Genomic DNA, 19,176 nt, shown 5'->3' with positions numbered 1-19,176 from the left:
TTCACTGATTCAGAAATGGGGTTTGTGCCGGGTTTACTTTTTCAGCCAGTTCCGGAGGATGGTTTCGCCCTGCGGAGTAAGCACACTCTCCGGATGGAACTGCACACCCTGTACATCGTAGGTTTTGTGCTGACATCCCATCACATATCCTTTCTCATCGCGTGCAGTGATGAGGAGCTCTGCCGGAAAATTTTCATCGCTCACTACCCATGAATGGTAGCGACCAACTTCAATGGTATCGGGCAATGATTCGAAGAGATCCATTCCCTTTCTTCCTCTGTCGGTAATGTTCACCGGTGTGGCCACACCATGATACACTGTGCTGAGGTTTACCAGTTTTCCGCCGAAGGTTTCGCCGATGGCCTGATGGCCGAGACATACGCCCAGTATCGATTTGCTGGGAGCATATTCTTTTATCAGCGGCAGCAGCAGTCCGGCTTCATTGGGAATACCGGGACCCGGAGAGAGAATGATCTTATCGTAGTCTTTCACTTTTTCCAGCGGAATCTGGTCGTTGCGAACTACGTCTACGCGCTGGTGCAGGATCTTTTCAACGAGATGAACCAGGTTGTAGGTGAATGAATCGTAATTATCGAATACTAATATTTTCACAAGGAATTTTTTAAAAGTTTTTATTGTGCGATCTCTTCTGCAAACACGATGGCTTTTTTGAGTGCACCGAGTTTGTTGTTCACTTCCTGCAATTCGCTTTCGGGCTTGCTCGCAGCAACCACTCCGGCGCCTGCCTGATAGTAGAGTGTGTTGTTTTTGGTGAAGAAGCTGCGGATCATGATGGCATGCGTGCAGCTTCCGTCGAAGCCCATATATCCGATGGCTCCGCCGTAATAGCTTCTGCTGGTGGGTTCCAGCCCGTCGATGAGTTCGATGGCTTTGAATTTTGGCGCACCGCTGAGCGTTCCCGCAGGGAATGTTTTTGCCATCAGTTCAAAAGGATTGGCATTCTCACGAACCTTTCCATTTACTTCACTTACCAGATGAATTACGTGGCTGTAGTATTGCACTTCGCGATAGTGAGCTACAGTTACATCGTCGCATACTCTGCTGAGATCGTTGCGCGCGAGATCGACCAGCATCACATGCTCTGCATTCTCCTTCGGATCTTTCAGCAGATCCATTGCTGCTTTCTGATCGGTTTCATCGTCGCCGGTACGTTTGAATGTACCTGCAATCGGATGTACAACAGCCTTGCCATTGCTGATCAGAATCTGAGACTCCGGTGAAGAGCCCATCAGTTTGTAATCGCCGTAATCGAAGAAGAAGAGGTATGGAGAAGGATTGATAGAGCGGAGTGCGCGGTATACATTGAATTCGTCGCCGATGAACTGCTGCTGAAAACGACGGCTGAGCACTATCTGAAATACATCGCCGCGGAAGCAGTGCTGGATGCCTTCGTTCACCATGCTGCGGTAGCTTTCATCGTCCATATTGGAAGTTTCGGTACCAACGGCTTTGAACGGATAAACAGGAACATCTTTACTGCGGATGAGGCTTTCCACTGCGTTCACATCGCTTTCGAGCCCGTCTACCAGATTCTCGCAGAGGAAGAGTTCATCTTTATGGTGATTGATAACGATCACGTATTGATACAGGCGATAACGCATGAAAGGAATGGCAGGAGTTTCGTTCGCCGATTTCAGTTTCAGGGTATCGAAGAATTGCACTGCATCGAAAGTGGTGTAACCGTACAGTCCCTGTGCGAAGCGGGTTTCTTTCACTTCGTTGGATTGCATGGTGAAGTTCTGCATGAAGTCCCAGAGGATGTTAGGTACATCCTGCACATTTTTGATAGGTAGTGTTTCGGGATTCTTGTTGGGATATTTCAGTTCCAGTTCTTTGGTGGAGCTGATCTGCATGCCGGCGATGGCATTGATGCAGATGAAGGAGTAACTGTTCTCTGCGGAGTGGTGATCGGTGCTTTCGAGGAGCACAGTATCACGGAACCTGTCTCTCAGCCTGAGGTAGATCCCCACCGGCGTATAAACATCCGCCAGCATTTTCTTGCATTTCGTTTGAACTGTAATTTTTTTCATTAGTGAGACTTCAGGTATTTGGGAAAAAGAAAAAGGGCCCCGATTGTACATCGAGGCCCTTCTAATATGGTGTTATAATAAACAACAATAGTGGATTACAAGCCCCGAATAGAGTTTGTATGCCACCACCACTGTTTGTTTATTACTTGAAATGTCATAGTGCAAAAGTAGGGATTGAGTAGGAATCACCAAATTTATTTTGAGTTAAGTTCTCTTACCCTTTTGATTGGATAGTATCAATAAGCTTCTGAAAGTCATCTTTATCAAGGAAAACGTAAGAATCTCCATCATACTTTTCCAGTTTGATAAAATATTTCCAAATGTCTTTCTCCTTATAACATCCTGCTTGAAATCCATCCCTACTGGTAAACTGAAATTCAGAATACAACTCCCCAGGAGAACCAATTGAACTCATAAGGTAGTTAGCCGATTTGAGAAATGCTTCTATCTCGTCAGAATCCAGAAAACAGCTTTTGGTTGTAGAACCATAACTTTTGTAAACAGAGGTCTCGAGTTTTATTCCAGAAATTTTTGAATCAGAAAGCACATCTGTTAAGATAAGAGTTTTTATTTCTACCTTTTTTACTGTTCCGAGGGTCTTAAACTCTTTTTTTATTAAGCTTCCTGTTTTTAAACTGAATGCCTCAAGTTTAGATTTTTCAGTTGATTCCTTTTCTTTTGGGCTTTGCTGTGCGTTCAAGGTAATGATCGAAAACATCAAAACTGCAGTAATGAGAAGTGTTTTTTTCATGTTGGTTAATTTTATTACTGCTAATCAGAAAACAATAACCAAAATCAACAAGTATTAATTCAAAGTACTGGATATAAATCGAATTACAAGCGTAGAAAGATTGATATTTATCTATAAATATCAATCTATGATAATCAAAACTCACAATAATTTTGGATTCGATCCAACTGAATCTGTTACAATTGGGAATTTTCTCCTTCCTACTCGCATCTAATCGTGTACAAGATTTTACTTCACCGCCAACTTTACCATTTTCGCAAATGCCTTGAAATTTGGTATCTTCATATAGTTACAAATGTTTCGTGGAAACAATATGGAACATATTAATAAATCTTTTTTCGGAGGCTATTTGGGCTTTGGGAGGATTCTTACTTCTTCACCTTGGTATAAAAAAAACCTTTTAATAAGACAAAATCCACCTTTTATTAATATCCAAAAGATGAGTATATGATACATGCTCAATACTCATCTTTATTTAGATCAAGTAGTTTGACGTCTTTTGGTCAGAATATCTGGATAAGTATTTTTTCTATTTCAGATATGTGTTTCTGCTTATTGACCCTACAACACCCCCTTCGTACTCGGCAGATAATTGCTCATCGGATCGCGTTTCACCGCCATTCTGATGGCCTTCGCAAATGCCTTGAAGATCGCTTCGATCTTATGATGCTCATTATCTCCATGACACTCTATCTGCAAATTGCATTTCGCTGCATCGGAGAACGATTTGAAGAAATGATAGAACATCTCCGTAGGCATATCCCCTACGTATTCGCGCTTGAATTCTGCATTCCACACAATCCAGTTCCTTCCTCCGAAATCGATGAGCACTTTTGCTTCTGCATCATCCATCGGCAATGCAAATCCATAACGCTCCATGCCGCGTTTATCTGCCAGCGCCTGCGCGAATGTTTCACCCAGTGCAATGCCTGTATCTTCTATTGTGTGATGTTCATCGATATGCAGGTCTCCGTTTGCACGAACTGTGAGGTCTAATTTTCCATGCCGTGCAATCTGCTCCAGCATATGATCGAAGAAACCGAGGCCGGTCATGATCTTTGCTTTGCCACTGCCATCGAGATTCAGTTCGATCTTGATCTGCGTTTCGTTCGTATTGCGTTCGTGCAATACCTGACGTAATCCGAGTTTCAGGAAAGAATAGATCTCCGCCCAGTCGATCGATTCAAGTGCAATCACCGATTGCAGTTCAGCCACTTTATCGCTGATCTCTGCCGCACCAAGGCTTGAATCTTCATTCAGCCAGATGGCCCTGCAGCCAAGGTTCTTGGCGAGTTGCACATCGGTGATGCGGTCTCCGATCACAAACGAATTTTCGATATCGTAAGCCGGATTGTTGAGATACTGCGTGAGCATGCCCGTTCCGGGCTTGCGGGTAGGAAGATTTTCTGCCGGGAATGATTTGTCGATATGCACAGCGCTGAAACGAATGCCCTCGCCTTCGAGGCTCTTCATCACCAGGTTGTGCAGCGGCCAGAAAGTGTCTTCAGGAAAGGCATCCGTGCCGAGTCCATCCTGATTGGTGACCATCACCAGTTCATAATCCATTTCTCTGGCGATCTTCCCCATGTATTCGAACATTTTGGGATAGAAGGTCAGCTTGTCGAATGAGTCCAGTTGATAAGTAGGCGGCGCTTCATTGATGAGCGTGCCGTCGCGATCTATAAATAAAATCCTTTTCATAGCAACTTAAAAATACTGATCCGGCAAGCTGACCCTTATTGAATTATTTCAGCTTTGCACGAACAGCCTTTACTTCAGCGGGTGTAACCGCACTGGCTTTGTTAGTAAAATTATTGCGCACATAAGTGAGCACATCAGACACCTGTTGATCCGTAAGGAAGGCGTGAGCGCTCATATTGTTGTCGTATACTTCTCCGTCGATCTCCACTTCTTCACTCATGCCTTTGAGCACGATGTTGATCAGTCTGGTTTTATCGCCCAGCACAAATTCTGTTTTCTGCAATGGTGGATTGAGGCGCGGAACGCCTCCTCCATCTGCCTGATGGCAAACGAGACAGTACGTATCGTAGATCTTCTTGCCATCGGCAAGCGTTTTCTTTGAAATGGCTGCCTGCTTTGTTTGTGCAGGTTTGGTTTGTTTGGGCTTCGTCTGATCTGGATTACGATAAGATGCACTCAGGAAGAACAATCCGATACCTGCCACTCCTGCAAAGAATAATCTTTTCATTTTGTAAGTTTTCAGGTTCGTAATTATTTGTTGTAAGATACTTTCCAGATCCTTCCTTTTTTGTCTTCGGAAATGTACAGCGATCCATCGGGTCCCTGTGCCAGTCCGCATGGACGGAAGCGTGCATTTTTCGGATCGATCTTTTCTCCGGCAAATCCGTCTGCGAAGATCTCATAATCTCCGCCAGGCATTCCGTCTTTGAATGGAAGGAATACTACAAAGTAGCCGTTTTGCGGACGTGGTGCGCGGTTCCATGATCCGTGGAAAGCCACAAATGCGCCATTCTTATATTTTTCAGGAAACTGGTTGCCGGTGTAGAACAGCAATGCGTTCGGCGCCCAGTGTCCGGGAAATCCGTAGATAGGTTGAGATTTGTCCGCACATCTTCCCAATTTCTTTCCATCTCCACCATATTCAGGAGCCAGTACTTTTTTCTTCTGGAACTGATCGTAGTAGCAATATGGCCATCCATAGTCGTCGCCTTTTTTGATGCGCAGCAATTCTTCCGAAGGAAGCTCTGCACTCTGCTCTTCGTTGTACATGCCTGGGAAGAGCGTGTTCAGCAGGTCGCGGCCGTGCTGCATGGCGTAGAGCTGATTGGTGGTCTGGTTCCAGTCGAGGCCCACTACGTTGCGGATGCCGGTGGCATATTTGATGCCGTTGTGGTAGCTCTGCCCTTTCTGGTCGGCTTTGAACTGCCAGATGCCGCCGGTTGAATCGAGCAGCGGACATGGGTCCATCGAGGGAGAGTTCACGGTGCGGTCGCTGAGCTGACATGCATTGGACGGAGCGCCAATGTTCACATAGATATTTCCATCATTGTCGAGCACGATGGATTTGGTGTTATGTGTTCTGCGGTTGATCAACCCCGTTACGATGTTCTCAGCATTGGCAGTATCGATCACATCTCCTTTATCGTCGAGTTTGTAACGATACACATCTGTGTTGGACGATGCATAGAGATAACCATTTTTGATGGTGATGCCTGTTCCGCTGTAGTTGCCCCATCCGAGGATCTCATCTGCCACACCATCTTTGTTGGTGTCGCGGAGACGAAGGATGCCTTTTCCATTCTTTACACGATCGAGCTTTGCATAGATATCGCCATTGGTCTGGGCCACGATATGACGCACTGTTCCAAGGTTATCAGCCACTACTACAGCTTTGAAACCTTTGGGAAGCGTGATGCCTCCATTCTCTTCTTTGATGATTTTTTTCTTCACCACAGTTGAGTCGTTGGCAAGGGTCTGCACGGACAATAACAGGGCTACCGGCAGCATTTTGATTATCGCATTCATTTTGAAGACTTTTATGTACGTCTCTAAATTAAATGATTTGGCCAGACTAAGCTATTTATGCCAAGTAACTTTGCAAATATGCCAATAGGGCTTTATTTTCCGCCTCAGTTCCAACGGTTATGCGGAGGCAGCCTTCGCAAAGGGTAACGCCACTGCGATCGCGCACCACCACTCCTTTTTCGAGCAGGTAGTTGTAGATGCCTTTGGCATCTGTTACTTTCACCAGCAGAAAGTTGGCGTCTGAGGGATAAATTCTTTGTACAACAGGCAGCTTCGCCAGCTCTTTTTCGAGCATGCCGCGCTGACTTACGATCTCGCGGATCATATCGTTCACCATCCCTACTTCTTCCAGTGCTTTCAGTGCAAGATCCTGCGATGCCTGGTTGATATTGTACGGCGGTTTTATTTTATTCATCACACCTATGATCTCCTCGGAAGCGAAGGCCAGTCCGAGACGAAGCGCTGCCAGTCCCCATGCTTTGCTGAGTGTTTGCATCACTACCAGCTGCGGATAATCTGCAAGCTCCTGCGTAAAGCTGCGGAAGCGGGAGAAATTGATATAGGCTTCGTCGAGCGCCACAATACCCCAATAGTTGTTGAGAATTATTTCGAGGTCTTCACGATCGAGTGAATTACCCGTAGGGTTATTGGGAGAACAGAGGAAGATGATTTTTGTATTGTCGTCCACAGCTTCTTCGATGGCAGGGAGATCGAGCTGAAACTCAGGTGTGAGCGGCACTTTCCTGATCTGCACATCGTTGATATTGGCGCTTACTTCGTACATGCCGTATGTAGGCGGACAAATAATGATATTGTCTTTTCCCGGTTCGCAGAATGCGCGGATGAGAATATCGATGCATTCATCGCTGCCATTGCCGAGGAAAATATTCTCCATCGGAACACCTTTCACTTCGCTGATTTTGCTCTTCACCTGCAACTGCAAAGGATCGGGATAACGATTGTACCATTTGGTGAGTGGTGAACCGTAAGCGTTTTCATTGGCATCGAGATAAACACTTGCGCTGCCTTTGAATTCGTCGCGTGCGGATGAATAGGGAACGAGATTTTTGATATTCGGTCTAACGAGATTATCGAGATTAAAACTCATGATCTTTTGATTGATAGAATTCAATTATTGCAATCTTACTTTCACTGCATTGGCGTGTGCCTGCAGCCCTTCTGCTTCTGCCATCTGAATTACAGTGCTGCCGATGCTTTGCAGCCCCTGGTAACTTAATTGCTGGAAGGTAATCTTTCTTACGAAACTATCCACGCTCACGCCGCTGTAGGCTCGTGCATATCCATTGGTGGGAAGCGTGTGATTGGTGCCGCTGGCATAGTCTCCAACGCTTTCCGGAGAATAGTTTCCGAGGAATACAGATCCTGCATTGATCACTTTTTCTGCAAGTTCAGCAGCATTGGCGCAGCTGAGAATAAGGTGTTCTGCTGCATATTCATTGAGCAGATCCATGGCAGAAGTTTCATCGCGCATCAGAATCAGTTTGCTGTGCGTCAGTGCTTGTGCTGCAATGTCTTTTCGTGGCAGTTGTGCGAGTTGTTCAGCAACAGCTGCTTCCACTTCTCCGATGAGTTTTTCGGAGCAGGTTACCAGCAAAACCTGACTGTCTGCTCCGTGTTCTGCCTGGCTGAGCAGATCAGCTGCGATGAAACTTGCAGGAACCGTATCGTCAGCAAAAACCGCTACTTCGCTGGGACCTGCGGGCATATCGATGGCCAGTCCTTCCTGCTGCACCAGTTGTTTGGCGCAGGTAACATACTGGTTACCCGGACCGAAAATCTTGTACACCGAAGGAACAGTTTCTGTTCCGTAAGCCATTGCTGCGATAGCCTGCACGCCACCGATGCGGAACACTTTTGTAACGCCTACAATTTTGGCTGCGAATAAAATGGCAGGATGCAGTTTACCATTAGCATCAGGAGGCGAACAGAGCACAATCTCGCGGCAACCAGCCAGCACAGCCGGAACGCCCAGCATCAGAATGGTAGAGAAAAGCGGGGCAGATCCGCCGGGAATGTAGAGCCCTACCCGCTCGATGCCTACCGACTTTCGCCAGCATTGCACACCGGGCATGGTCTCCACAATTACCGGTTGGGATATTTGTTGTTCATGGAATAAAACAATGTTATTCTTTGCAGTGAGAATAGCCTGCTTCAGTTCTTCGGACAATGATTGTTCTGCTTCTTCAAAATCAGCAGCAGACACCAGTGCGGTGTTCAGCTCCACATTGTCGAATTGTTTGGTGTAGTGTTTTACTGCTGCATCTCCGTTCTGCTTCACATCGTCCAATACAGTTCGTACACGTTGTGTTAACGAAACAGCATCAGCTACAGGCCGCTGCAGCAGCGCCTTCCAGCTTGATTGTTCCGGGTATCGGTATAATTTCATAGTGCAGTTTTTAGATCACCATTTTTTCGATAGGTACTACCAGAATGCCTTCGGCACCGGCTGATTTCAGGGCTTCGATGATGTCCCAGAAAGTGTCTTCGCTGAGTACGCTGTGAACGCTGCTCCATCCGGGTTCTGCAAGCGGAAGAACTGTTGGGCTTCGCATACCCGGCAGTAATGAAATGATATCTTTCAGCTTTTCGTTCGGTGCGTTGAGCAGCACGTATTTGTTGCGCTTGGCTTTCTTCACGGCGCGGATGCGGAAGAGCAGTTTATCGAGCAGCTGCAATTGCGCAGGTGCGAGGCTATTGTTCTTTACCAGAACGGCCTGCGATTGCAGAATCGATTCCACTTCTTTCAATCCGTTCATGAAGAGGGTTGATCCGCTGCTCACGAGATCGGCCACCACATCTGCGAGACCAATGCCGGGAGCGATCTCCACTGATCCGCTGATCTCGTGCATTTCAGCCTGCACGCCATTATCGGTGAGGTATTTATTTACGAGGAAAGGATAACTGGTTGCGATGCGTTTGCCCTGCAAAGATTTCACGCCTTCATACTCCATGGCACGGGGGATGGCAACCGAGAGGCGGCATTTTCCGAAGCCCAGTTTCTCCACTACCACTGCCTGTTTGTTCTTTTCGAGCAGTACGTTTTCGCCTACGATGCCTATATCGGCTACGCCATCTTCCACATATTGAGGAATATCATCATCACGGAGAAAGAAAACTTCCAGCGGAAAATTATCAGATTCGGTCTTCAGCCTGTCTTTTACATTGCGAAGGTCGATGCCGCATTCTTTCAGCAGTTGCACTGAATCTTCGTAGAGCCTGCCTGATTTCTGAATGGCGATTCGCAGTTTTGTCTGATCCATTTTTATGTGTTTGGAGTATGAGCAAAAAAATAAGGGCTCACCGTGTGGTAAGCCCTTTGAATATTGTTGGTACATATACACAACATCACTGGCCTACCTCTCGGTAAGTATGATGATGATGGATATGTGTGTTTTGTAACATAATGTGGAGCAAAGGTAACACCTGAATGTGAACTGCAAAATATTTTTTTGCGAGGATTTTAACAGCCGTTCGTAAGTGATGCTGCGATATTGCCGTATTTTACAGTAACACACACTGAAATAATAGCTCATGAAACCCCGCTCCTTTCTGCTCCACTGCTGCATTGCAGCCAGTCTTATTCTTCCTTCCTTTGCGCATGCGCAACAGGTACCTGTAGTTCCTGCTCCCGCCTGGAGCGACGAATTCAATTATACCGGCCTTCCCGATTCCACCAAATGGAGCTACGATGTGGGCGGTTCCGGATGGGGCAACGAAGAACTGCAGTTCTATACCAAAGGACGAAAAGAAAATGTGTGGGTAGAAAACGGCCGGCTGGTGATCGAAGCAAGAAAAGAAGATTGGGAAGGGAACAAATACACTTCCACCAGACTCGTGAGCAAAGGAAAAGGCGAATGGCAGTATGGACGAATTGAAGTGCGTGCCAAACTGCCCGCAGGCCGCGGCAGCTGGCCTGCCATCTGGATGCTGAATGCCAATCCGAAACAATGGCCCGATGATGGCGAGATCGACATCATGGAACACGTTGGCCATAACCCGGGAATGATTCACGGTTCCGCACACACTAAGAAATATTTTCATACCATCGGCACACAAAAAACCGATACGATCCGCGTGAACGATGTATCGGAAAAATTTCACGTATATGCACTCGACTGGAATGCCGATTCCATTCGTGTAAGCGTCGACAACAATACTTATTTTACTTTCCGCAACGAGCATACCGGCAATGACGCCTGGCCATTCGACAATAAGTTCTACCTGCTGCTGAACATTGCTGTGGGCGGGTTCTGGGGTGGACAAAAAGGCGTGGATGATACCATCTTCCCCATTCGTATGGAGATCGATTACGTTCGCGTATACAAATAAAAAAAGGGGCTTCCATTCAGACGGTGGAAGCCCCTACGTAGACATAATTGGTAATAACCCCTAAGCAAATACCAATGAACGCTCTCCTTGCGTCCGGTTACCTTGACACCCTTCAATTACAGAGCGTTGCATTGTTTCTGAAAAAAATTCACAGAGAGGTCACTCATTATTTTTTAGCTGCCCTTTTCTGCAGATCAGCTATGGGAATCACCATCATGCGGCCAACCACATTCTTGCCTCTGTAGGTGATCAGCTTCATGGTGCTGGCATCTTTGGGTGGCGTAAGTGTTTGTGTGTATTTCGGATAGTAACGATCGGGGAACGAATTGTCGAAACTGTAGTAGATATTGAGGCCATCCACTTCGGTGCTGAGATCGATTTTCAATTGTCCGGCTTCAGTGAGTGTGGGCTTCACAATCGCATCGTACATCGCAGGTGAGTACTTTATTTCAGCTTCATCGAAGCGCGCGAAATGCTGCTCCGTTCTTTCCACAAAACTCTTCCAGTTCTTCTTCTCTTTGGGGCTCCAGAGAGATTCAGCAACGGCGAATGCACGTGGCCACAGCATGTACTGCATGTGACGCGTGTTGTAGATCTGCTCTGTCCAGAGATTGGCTTGTCCGCCTTTCACCAGTTTAGGATCTGCACCTTCGGGCATGGGATCGAACTCGTAAGATGTTTTCAAACGAAGTGAATTGTATACAGGAGGTTCCATGCTGGCATCGCCCTGCATGAAATCGAGATAGGCATTGGTGTTGGGACTCATGATCACTTCGTGGCCCATCTTCACGGCTTCGGTGCCGCCTTTCATGCCGCGCCAGCTCATCACTGCAGCGCTGGGTGCGAGGCCACCTTCGAGGATTTCATCCCATCCGATCATTTTTTTGCCTTTGGCGAGAATGATCTTTTCTACACGTTTAACAAAGTAACTCTGCACTTCGTGCATGTCTTTCAGCTTTTCGCGCTCCATCAGTTCTTTTACGGCACTGCTTTTTTCCCAGAAGTTCTTGGCACACTCATCACCACCCATGTGGATGTATGGAAAAGGAAAGAGTGCGGCTACTTCGGTGAATACTTTATCGAGGAATTCGTAAGTGGTTTCTTTTGCGGGGCAAAGCATGTTCTCAACCAGTGCGTCGAATTTGCCACCTCCATGCCACTGCATGAATTTCTCTCCTGAGCTTACACGCACATTGGCGGGGTCGCAGGTGAGTTCGGGATAAGAAGCAATGGCAGCGCTGCTATGGCCGGGCACATCCACTTCGGGGAGAATGTCAACGAAACGGTCGGCTGCATATTTGATCACTTCTTTGATGTCTTCCTGTGTGTAGAAACCTCCGTATGTTTTGGGCTCGTCTTCGGTGGGTGCAGAGAAGCTTCCGAAGTTGCCGGTCTTGTCTACGCGCCATGCACCAACAGAGGTGAGTTTGGGCAGGGACTTGATCTCTATTCGCCATCCCTGATCGTCTGTAAGGTGCCAGTGGAGCAGGTTGTATTTGTATTTCACCATATTGTCGATAAAGTCTTTCACTTCCTGTTTGGTGAAGAAGTGGCGGCTTACATCGAACATCAGTCCACGCCATGCGAAGCGGGGCTGATCTGTAACGCTGAGTCCGGGCAGGCTCCAGTATGTTTTTTTAATCAGGGTTTTGCCGCCGATCTCTTTGGGGAAGATCTGCAACAGTGTCTGTACGGCATAGAACAGGCCTGCAGGCTTATTGGCTTTGATGGAGATGGAAGAAGGCTGAATGTCGAGCGAATACCCTTCATTGCCGAGTGTGATGTCGGCAGATTTGTTGAGTTCAAATGCAATAAGATTCGATTTCACCGTTTTAGTAAAGCCATTCCCTACGGGGAGGGCATATCCGGTGGCGGGTCTGAGCTGTGTGGCCAGCATTTCAGCTACACGGAGCGCTTCGGGAGAGCCGGATACTTCGATACGCGTTTGCGCATTCAGCTCAAAATTCCCGGTACGGAGTCCGAGGGATACAGGTTGTGGAATAATCGCAGGTAAGGTTTGTGCTGCGCCAATCATAGAACAGGCAAGCAATACAAACGCAATAGTGATTTTTTTCATATAACTTAATTGGGCTAAGTGAATGGAGTGAATAAAATTAGGGGATTGTATTCATTCAATCATAGAGCATATTTTTTTAATCCCGTTTATGTATCTTTCCAAAAAAACCAACTGTTACGTATGACAAAATTCCTCGTTCCAACGGATTTTTCTGACACTTCGAAAAATGCTGCCAGGTTTGCCGTTCAAGCCGTTGCCAATGCCAAAGACAAAGACTCCACCATCATTTTGTACAATCTGCATGATGTAGTAGCTGCAGGATCAGACGGTTCTTTGCTGACCGAAACGGAGAACGACCGGCTGGTTATTCTTACCGATGCGCTTGAAAATCTGAAATCAGAGCTGCTTACGCTCGGCAATGTGAAAATCGAAATTGTGCTCGAAGCAGGTTCATCTCTGGTAGATAGTCTGGAACGATATGTGAGACATCATGGCATCGACCTCGTGATAATGGGCATCACCGGCGCTACCCGTCTCGAACAGATCTTCATGGGAAGCAATACCCTCAACCTGGTTGATAAGGGTATCGGACCTGTGATGATTGTTCCTCCCGATGCAACTTATCATTCCATCAAAAATATTGCACTGGCATCCGATCTGAAAGATGTGGAAACCACTACACCGGTGGCTCCTATCAGATCCGTGCTGCAACTTTTTGGAGCTTCACTGCATATTGTGAATGTAGACAGTGAGCATTACGTTGATATTACCGATGAATACAAGTCTGAGAAGGCGAAAATGGAGAAGATGTTCAGCGGTTACAGTCCTGAGTTTTATTTCATCCGTCAATATGATTTTCAGGAGGCGATCAGCCAGTTCAGCATCGATCGTGCGATCGATACCATCATTATTGTACCGAAAAGAAATTCATTCCTGAGTGGCCTGTTCAAAACAAGCCATACGAAGAAGCTGGCTTATCATAGCCATATTCCGATTGTGGCTATCCACGAGTAAACCTGAGTTCTATACAACATTAACTATCTGCTTCGGAGGCCGCCTTAGGGTGGCCTTTTTTTATTGCGTATCTTGGGAGAACAAGCGCCTGATATGATCAGTTTCAGTCATGAAGTGTTTTTTGAAGTAGCTACTCACCTGAGTTTTTCGCGCGCAGCGGAAGTGCTGTTTATCAGTCAGCCCGCCATTACGCGGCATATTCAGACCCTCGAAAAAAATTACGGGGCCAGCCTCTTCGAGCGCAAAGGCAATGCAGTACTGCTTACCACGGAAGGCAGACTGCTGCTGAATTATGTGGTGAAGGGCAGAGAGCTGCAACGGCAATTGGCCTTCGATCTTAGCAAACAGGAAGACATCCATCAGGCGAAGGGATCGCTCACCCTCGGCACCAGCACCACCATTACGCTGTATGTGATTCCTCCCATGTTTTCTGCATTCCATCAGCAATATCCCAACATCGAGCTCACGCTGGTGAACCGCAATTCCGAAAATATTCTGAAAGCATTGCTCAATCACGAAATCGATCTGGGCATCACCGAAGGAAAAAAACAACTCACGGCGGTGAAATACCAGTTCTTCATTTCCGACGAAGTAGTGCCGGTATGCAGTGCGCGCAGCAATCTGGTGAAACGAAAAACCATTCAGCCCGATGAGCTGAAGCAGATCCCTGTAGCATTGCGCGAAAGAGGTTCGGGTACACTCGCCGCCGTTACCGAAGCATTGCAGAAATGCAAAATGAGCATTGCGGATATACGCCATAAAATAGTGCTCGGAGGTACGGAAGCCCTCAAAAATTTTCTGCTCGACGATACCTGTCTCGGATTTCTGCCATTGCGATCTGTTGTGAAACAGTTAAAGAATGGAGAGCTGGTAAAACTGAATATACCGGGAATGACCATCCAGCGTGCATTTTACTTTGTACAAAGAAGAGATTCTGAAGCAGATAAGCTCAATCAGTTATTCATTAAGCTGGCCAAGGGTTATAACAAAAAGTTATAGCGTATAAGCAATCAGCATTAGCGGCAGTGCAGCGACTTGTTACTTTTACAGGGTCATTGTGAGTATATGAAACTAGCACAGCAACAAAGCACATTAGCCCGGCTGATCTGTTCATCATGCGGTCAGCCAGTATCGATTTTTGAGCCTCAGACATTTTCTCCCTGTTGTCAGCAGCCGCTGACAGCGGAATACGAATATCCTGAAAGCTTCACTCCTGCTGCATTGCAGCATCGGCCATCAACCATGTGGAGATATGCGGAGGTGCTTCCTGTACTGGATGCATCCAATATCGTGAGCCTTGGTGAGGGCATGACGCCCATCATCTATCCCAAACGGCTAACCGAAAAACTCGGAACGCCTGATGTGTACATCAAAGATGAATCAGGAAATCCTACCGGTTCGTTCAAAGCACGCGGCATCAGTGTAGCGGTGAGCAAAGCCAAAGAATTCGGACTTTCAGGATGCATTGTTCCCACAGCCGGCAACGCAGGCGGAGCTATGGCAGCCTATTGCGCAGCAGCAGGCATGCAGGCCATCGTAGTGATGCCCACACATACCCCCGAAGTATTCAAGGAAGAATGCAGATTGTACGGAGCGAAGCTCTTACTGGTAAACGGATTGATCAGCGACTGCGCAAAAAAAGTGGCCGAGCTGAAACAGCAATATCCTTACTTCGATATCTCCACCATGAAGGAGCCTTACCGGCTCGAAGGCAAAAAAACGATGGGTTATGAGATTGCGGAGCAATTCAATTTCGAATTGCCCGATGTGATCCTCTACCCCACCGGCGGCGGAACCGGACTGATCGGCATGTGGAAGGCCTTCGCTGAAATGGAGGCCATGGGCTGGATTGGGCCTGATCGTCCGAGAATGATTGCAGTGCAGGCGGCAAACTGTCAACCTATCGTGCAACGCTACGAAGGCAGGATCAGCAGCGTAAAAGAATATACCGGCGCACCATCATTGGCAAACGGCCTGGCAGTGCCGCATCCGTTTGCGGAAAAGATGATCATGCGCGTATTGCAGGAATCGGGCGGATTCCCGGTTGCTGTTGAAGACCAGGCGATGCTCGATGCAGTTCGCATGATCGCCAACACAGAAGGCATGCTCATCGCACCGGAAGGTGCCGCACTTTACGTAGCACTTGAGCAATTGCTTGATGCCGGCAAAATAGATCGCAACGAAAAGATATTGCTGCTGAATACCGGCAGTGGATATAAGTATTTGCAGAATCTTTAGCCGACTCATCCTAATATTTTTCTTCCTTCCAAACCTGCTACCATAGCAGGTTTCGGAGCTTTCCCTTCCATTTGGTTTCCTGTAGTTTAACCTTAGCTGTCAAAAAAACGTACCTTGGATTTGAAATAATGCTTCATGATCCGGCATACGGCTGTGCGCTGCATGCGATCATCAGGCAACAGGCTACAACACAACTAAGCAGCACACAACATGCGTGACAAAATTTCACTTCGCCCGAAATCAGAAAGACGCGGTGCACGCACAGCACGCGTATGGATGGCAGCTTCTTTTTTGTTGCTGGTGATTCTGGGTTTTCTATACTGGAACAGAGATACCGTTCTGCCGGCTGAAGTAGAAACGATGGTACGTACCAAAGACAGTACATCTGCTCCGCTTGAACAACCAAGCATGCAACAGGAAACAGCGGAGAATACCATCACCATCAAAGACCCAAGTGGAACTGTTTACAAACTCACATTGAATGGAGATGCGCCTCCATTTTTCTATATCGATGGGAAGCCTGCCACGAGTACAGAGATGGAGAAACATCACCTGATGATCACTAATCTAGCCAGAGTGTTGAAAGAGAAAAGAACAAAGCAGTAACCATCCATAAACGATATGCCATGCCGGATCAAATCTTCGATGCTGACTTCTGGGACGATCAATACAAACAGCAAAAACAAGGCTGGGATATCGGTTATCCCTCTACTCCATTAAAAGAATACATCGATCAGCTGACAGATAAGAACATTCGCATCCTCATTCCCGGATGCGGCAACGGATACGAAGCTGAATACCTGATGCAGCAAGGGTTTCAGCACCTTACAGTAATTGATATTTCTTCAGTTCTCACAGCACAGCTGGCAGAAAGATTAAAAACTTATGCTGGCAATTCACTCAACATCATAACCGGAGATTTCTTTGAGCATGCAGGCCAGTATGATCTCATTCTCGAACAGACTTTCTTCTGTGTTTTTCCTCCTGCAATGAGGCCGAAATATGCAGAGAAAGTGAAAGAATTGCTCGCTCCGGGAGGCACAATTGCAGGTGTGTTGTTCAACAGGGATTTTGATTCAGCGCCGCCTTATGGAGGACATATCGAATCGTATATGCCAATCTTCCAGCAACAGCTGCGTCTTAAAAAAATGGAGCCCTGCCGCAACTCTATCAAGCCGAGACAGGGCGCCGAAGCATTCTTTATTGCCATAAATGATTAGCGGAATAACATTGCCCTACACCGCAGGTTCCTGCTGGCTCAGACAGTGGAAACTTCCCAGTCCCCAGATAATCTCCGTGCTGTCGATACCCACTACCTTTCTGTCGGGGAAACTTTGCTGAATGATCTGCAATGCCACATCATCCGCTGCACAGCGATACGTTGGAACAATCACAGATTTATTGGCGATATAGAAATTAGCGTAAGAAGCCGGCAGCCGCTGATCGTCGAACACCACTGCATCCGGCATGGGCAGCTCGATGATGTTGAGCTGTTTGCCATTGAGCAGTCGCATCTGTTTCAGCTGACGCAGGTTCTGCTGCAGCAGTTCGTAGTTCTCATCTTCTTTGCTGAATTCAACAACCGTAAGCACAGTGTCTTCATTCACGAAGCGGATGGTATCGTCGATATGTCCATCGGTATCGTCACCTACAATGCCTTCATCAACCCAGAGGATCTGCTCTACTCCGTAATATTGACGAAGGTAGTTTTCGATCTGATCCTGATTGAGATGCGGATTGCGGTTCGGATTGAGCAGGCATGCTGTTGATGTGAGCAAAGTGCCGGCGCCATTGAATTCTACAGATCCTCCTTCCATTACGATACCGGGATTGTACACAGGCAGGTTGTAATGTTTTCCGATGAGGGTTGGAATTACATCATCCTGATCGAATGGAGGATATTTTCCGCCCCAGGCGTTGTAGCCCCAGTCGACGATCACTTTTTTCTGTTCTGCTGCGGGATTGATGAGGAAAGCCGGACCATGATCCCTGCACCACGCGTCGTTGGTGGGATGAAAGAAAAATTCCACTTTACTCATATCAACACCTGCATCGTTGAGATGCTTCGATGCGAACTGTTTCATGGCTTCATCAGCCACGTTGATGCGCACCAGCTCACTCAGCGCCAGTTCTTTTACAAATTGGCTGTAGTATGGATAGATGGCATTGATCTTTCCGGGCCAGCTCGCTTCTTTATGAGGCCAGCTCAGCCAGGTTGCGGTATGCGGAGCAAATTCAGCAGGGAACACATAGCCCAGCTGTGCAGGAGTGATTGATTCCATGGAATGTTTTTTATGCTGCGGTAAAGGGCAGATTAATCTTCGTCGATATATCTTTTGGTGATCGGCTGATAAGAGTCGATTCTTCTGTCGCGCAGGAATGGCCAGTGCGTACGATAGCGATCGCTCAGTTTCAGATCGAGCTCCTGAACGTGGGTCTCTTCTTTATCGTGGCTTGCCAGATAAGTGAGGTTACCGAAAGGATTGCTCACGAAAGAGCCGCCCCAGAATTTCATGGCGCCGTTCTGTTCGAGGCCTACCCTGTTTACGCTCACCACGTGGATACCATTGGCAACAGCATGACTGCGTTGAATGGTCTGCCATGCATTGTACTGCTCGTTGTTGGTGGCTTCGTCCTGTGAAGTGGCCCAGCCGATAGCGGTGGGATAGAACAGAATTTCTGCGCCCATGAGTGCAGTGATGCGCGCAGCTTCGGGATACCATTGATCCCAGCAGATGAGCACACCGATGGTGGCGAATTTTGTTTTGAAGACTTTATATCCCAGGTCGCCGGGAGTGAAGTAGAATTTTTCGTAGTAAGCCGGATCATCGGGAATATGCATTTTGCGGTACTTGCCGAGGTAAGTACCATCTGCATCGATCACGGCAGTGGTATTGTGATACAGCCCCTGTGTTCTTTTTTCAAAAAGTGAAGCGATGATCACCACACCTTTCTCCGCCGCTACCTTTCCGAGGGTTTCAGTGGATGGTCCGGGAACAGCTTCTGCCAGATTGAAGTTGTCGTAATCCTCCACATCGCAGAAGTACAGTGAAGTGAATAATTCCTGCAGACAAACGATCTGAGCACCTTTATCAGCTGCTTCTCTTACTTTGTCAACTGCCTTTTGCAGGTTCTCTTCTTTATTGGCGGTGCAACTCATCTGCACCAGTCCTACTTTTACTTTAGACATGATGGTTTAAACTTTGAGGCTGCAAAGTTATGCAATAACAGGAATTTTAGTGTTAAAA

At 47.1% G+C, this 19,176-nt stretch carries 18 protein-coding genes; 6 read left to right on the top strand and 12 right to left on the bottom strand.

Going from position 1 to position 19,176, the window contains the following annotated elements:
- Positions 1 to 33: 33 nt before the first annotated feature.
- The 9 genes from HHL16_RS21060 to hisG all read right to left on the bottom strand — a co-directional run bounded on the left by HHL16_RS21060 (position 34) and on the right by hisG (position 9,590).
- Positions 34 to 612: an aminodeoxychorismate/anthranilate synthase component II gene (locus tag HHL16_RS21060; protein ID WP_169427312.1), complete on the bottom strand. Its 579-nt coding sequence runs from the start codon at positions 610 to 612 to the stop codon at positions 34 to 36.
- A 20-nt stretch (positions 613 to 632) separates the two neighbouring features.
- Positions 633 to 2,051, bottom strand: coding sequence for an anthranilate synthase component I family protein (locus HHL16_RS21055; protein ID WP_169427311.1), 1,419 nt, complete (start codon positions 2,049 to 2,051; stop codon positions 633 to 635).
- 214 nt (positions 2,052 to 2,265) lie between these two features.
- Positions 2,266 to 2,802: a hypothetical protein gene (locus HHL16_RS21050; RefSeq protein ID WP_169427310.1), complete on the bottom strand. Its 537-nt coding sequence runs from the start codon at positions 2,800 to 2,802 to the stop codon at positions 2,266 to 2,268.
- Between the two features lie 561 nt (positions 2,803 to 3,363).
- Entirely contained in the window at positions 3,364 to 4,503 is a 1,140-nt protein-coding gene (gene hisB, locus HHL16_RS21045; RefSeq protein ID WP_169427309.1) for a bifunctional histidinol-phosphatase/imidazoleglycerol-phosphate dehydratase HisB, read from the bottom strand.
- Positions 4,504 to 4,546: 43 nt separating this feature from the next.
- Positions 4,547 to 5,011: a c-type cytochrome gene (locus tag HHL16_RS21040; protein WP_169427308.1), complete on the bottom strand. Its 465-nt coding sequence runs from the start codon at positions 5,009 to 5,011 to the stop codon at positions 4,547 to 4,549.
- Positions 5,012 to 5,034: 23 nt separating this feature from the next.
- On the bottom strand, positions 5,035 to 6,309 hold the full coding sequence (locus HHL16_RS21035; protein WP_169427307.1) for a PQQ-dependent sugar dehydrogenase: 1,275 nt from the start codon (positions 6,307 to 6,309) through the stop codon (positions 5,035 to 5,037).
- A 55-nt stretch (positions 6,310 to 6,364) separates the two neighbouring features.
- Positions 6,365 to 7,417, bottom strand: a complete 1,053-nt coding sequence (hisC, locus tag HHL16_RS21030; RefSeq protein ID WP_169427306.1) for a histidinol-phosphate transaminase — start codon at positions 7,415 to 7,417, stop codon at positions 6,365 to 6,367.
- Between the two features lie 24 nt (positions 7,418 to 7,441).
- The gene (gene hisD / locus HHL16_RS21025; protein ID WP_169427305.1) at positions 7,442 to 8,716 is read right to left on the bottom strand and encodes a histidinol dehydrogenase; all 1,275 of its coding nucleotides are present in this window, start codon (positions 8,714 to 8,716) and stop codon (positions 7,442 to 7,444) included.
- 10 nt (positions 8,717 to 8,726) lie between these two features.
- Positions 8,727 to 9,590: an ATP phosphoribosyltransferase gene (hisG, locus tag HHL16_RS21020; protein WP_169427304.1), complete on the bottom strand. Its 864-nt coding sequence runs from the start codon at positions 9,588 to 9,590 to the stop codon at positions 8,727 to 8,729.
- A gap of 271 nt (positions 9,591 to 9,861) precedes the next feature.
- Here hisG and HHL16_RS21015 point away from each other — a divergent pair, with 271 nt between their 5' ends.
- Positions 9,862 to 10,659, top strand: a complete 798-nt coding sequence (locus tag HHL16_RS21015) for a glycoside hydrolase family 16 protein (protein ID WP_169427303.1) — start codon at positions 9,862 to 9,864, stop codon at positions 10,657 to 10,659.
- A 166-nt stretch (positions 10,660 to 10,825) separates the two neighbouring features.
- Here HHL16_RS21015 and HHL16_RS21010 read toward each other — a convergent pair whose 3' ends face one another.
- Complete coding sequence (locus tag HHL16_RS21010; protein ID WP_169427302.1) at positions 10,826 to 12,736, bottom strand: family 20 glycosylhydrolase; 1,911 nt, start codon at positions 12,734 to 12,736, stop codon at positions 10,826 to 10,828.
- A 120-nt stretch (positions 12,737 to 12,856) separates the two neighbouring features.
- Here HHL16_RS21010 and HHL16_RS21005 point away from each other — a divergent pair, with 120 nt between their 5' ends.
- The 5 genes from HHL16_RS21005 (at position 12,857) to HHL16_RS20985 (ending at position 17,148) form a co-directional block, all read left to right on the top strand.
- Positions 12,857 to 13,690, top strand: a complete 834-nt coding sequence (locus tag HHL16_RS21005; protein WP_169427301.1) for a universal stress protein — start codon at positions 12,857 to 12,859, stop codon at positions 13,688 to 13,690.
- A gap of 93 nt (positions 13,691 to 13,783) precedes the next feature.
- A complete protein-coding gene (locus HHL16_RS21000; protein WP_169427300.1) occupies positions 13,784 to 14,689 on the top strand; it encodes a LysR substrate-binding domain-containing protein in 906 nt (301 codons plus the stop codon).
- 66 nt (positions 14,690 to 14,755) lie between these two features.
- Positions 14,756 to 15,928 (top strand): threonine synthase, encoded by a 1,173-nt coding sequence (locus HHL16_RS20995; RefSeq protein WP_169427299.1) that lies wholly within the window; start codon positions 14,756 to 14,758, stop codon positions 15,926 to 15,928.
- Positions 15,929 to 16,138: 210 nt separating this feature from the next.
- Positions 16,139 to 16,534: a hypothetical protein gene (locus HHL16_RS20990; RefSeq protein ID WP_169427298.1), complete on the top strand. Its 396-nt coding sequence runs from the start codon at positions 16,139 to 16,141 to the stop codon at positions 16,532 to 16,534.
- Positions 16,535 to 16,554: 20 nt separating this feature from the next.
- Positions 16,555 to 17,148, top strand: coding sequence for a methyltransferase domain-containing protein (locus HHL16_RS20985; RefSeq protein ID WP_169427297.1), 594 nt, complete (start codon positions 16,555 to 16,557; stop codon positions 17,146 to 17,148).
- A gap of 15 nt (positions 17,149 to 17,163) precedes the next feature.
- Here the strand turns inward: HHL16_RS20985 and HHL16_RS20980 are convergent, their stop codons facing one another.
- Both HHL16_RS20980 and HHL16_RS20975 read right to left on the bottom strand, forming a co-directional pair.
- Positions 17,164 to 18,210 (bottom strand): agmatine deiminase family protein, encoded by a 1,047-nt coding sequence (locus HHL16_RS20980; RefSeq protein WP_169427296.1) that lies wholly within the window; start codon positions 18,208 to 18,210, stop codon positions 17,164 to 17,166.
- A 32-nt stretch (positions 18,211 to 18,242) separates the two neighbouring features.
- The gene (locus HHL16_RS20975; protein ID WP_169427295.1) at positions 18,243 to 19,118 is read right to left on the bottom strand and encodes a carbon-nitrogen hydrolase; all 876 of its coding nucleotides are present in this window, start codon (positions 19,116 to 19,118) and stop codon (positions 18,243 to 18,245) included.
- Between the last annotated feature and the right edge of the window lie 58 nt (positions 19,119 to 19,176).

The sequence above is a fragment of the Pseudoflavitalea sp. G-6-1-2 genome (assembly GCF_012927185.1).
Lineage (GTDB): Bacteria > Bacteroidota > Bacteroidia > Chitinophagales > Chitinophagaceae > Pseudobacter.
Note: the sequence above shows the minus strand (reverse complement) of the source record. Positions and strands in the feature narration are given on the sequence as shown.

Coding starts and splice junctions, on each gene's coding strand:
- HHL16_RS21055 (WP_169427311.1), bottom strand. CDS start 2,051: ATGAAAAAAATTACAGTTCAAACGAAATGCAAGAAAATGCTGGCGGAT.
- HHL16_RS21050 (WP_169427310.1), bottom strand. CDS start 2,802: ATGAAAAAAACACTTCTCATTACTGCAGTTTTGATGTTTTCGATCATT.
- hisB (WP_169427309.1), bottom strand. CDS start 4,503: ATGAAAAGGATTTTATTTATAGATCGCGACGGCACGCTCATCAATGAA.
- HHL16_RS21040 (WP_169427308.1), bottom strand. CDS start 5,011: ATGAAAAGATTATTCTTTGCAGGAGTGGCAGGTATCGGATTGTTCTTC.
- HHL16_RS21035 (WP_169427307.1), bottom strand. CDS start 6,309: ATGAATGCGATAATCAAAATGCTGCCGGTAGCCCTGTTATTGTCCGTG.
- hisC (WP_169427306.1), bottom strand. CDS start 7,417: ATGAGTTTTAATCTCGATAATCTCGTTAGACCGAATATCAAAAATCTC.
- hisD (WP_169427305.1), bottom strand. CDS start 8,716: ATGAAATTATACCGATACCCGGAACAATCAAGCTGGAAGGCGCTGCTG.
- hisG (WP_169427304.1), bottom strand. CDS start 9,590: ATGGATCAGACAAAACTGCGAATCGCCATTCAGAAATCAGGCAGGCTC.
- HHL16_RS21015 (WP_169427303.1), top strand. CDS start 9,862: ATGAAACCCCGCTCCTTTCTGCTCCACTGCTGCATTGCAGCCAGTCTT.
- HHL16_RS21010 (WP_169427302.1), bottom strand. CDS start 12,736: ATGAAAAAAATCACTATTGCGTTTGTATTGCTTGCCTGTTCTATGATT.
- HHL16_RS21005 (WP_169427301.1), top strand. CDS start 12,857: ATGACAAAATTCCTCGTTCCAACGGATTTTTCTGACACTTCGAAAAAT.
- HHL16_RS21000 (WP_169427300.1), top strand. CDS start 13,784: ATGATCAGTTTCAGTCATGAAGTGTTTTTTGAAGTAGCTACTCACCTG.
- HHL16_RS20995 (WP_169427299.1), top strand. CDS start 14,756: ATGAAACTAGCACAGCAACAAAGCACATTAGCCCGGCTGATCTGTTCA.
- HHL16_RS20990 (WP_169427298.1), top strand. CDS start 16,139: ATGCGTGACAAAATTTCACTTCGCCCGAAATCAGAAAGACGCGGTGCA.
- HHL16_RS20985 (WP_169427297.1), top strand. CDS start 16,555: ATGCCGGATCAAATCTTCGATGCTGACTTCTGGGACGATCAATACAAA.
- HHL16_RS20980 (WP_169427296.1), bottom strand. CDS start 18,210: ATGGAATCAATCACTCCTGCACAGCTGGGCTATGTGTTCCCTGCTGAA.
- HHL16_RS20975 (WP_169427295.1), bottom strand. CDS start 19,118: ATGTCTAAAGTAAAAGTAGGACTGGTGCAGATGAGTTGCACCGCCAAT.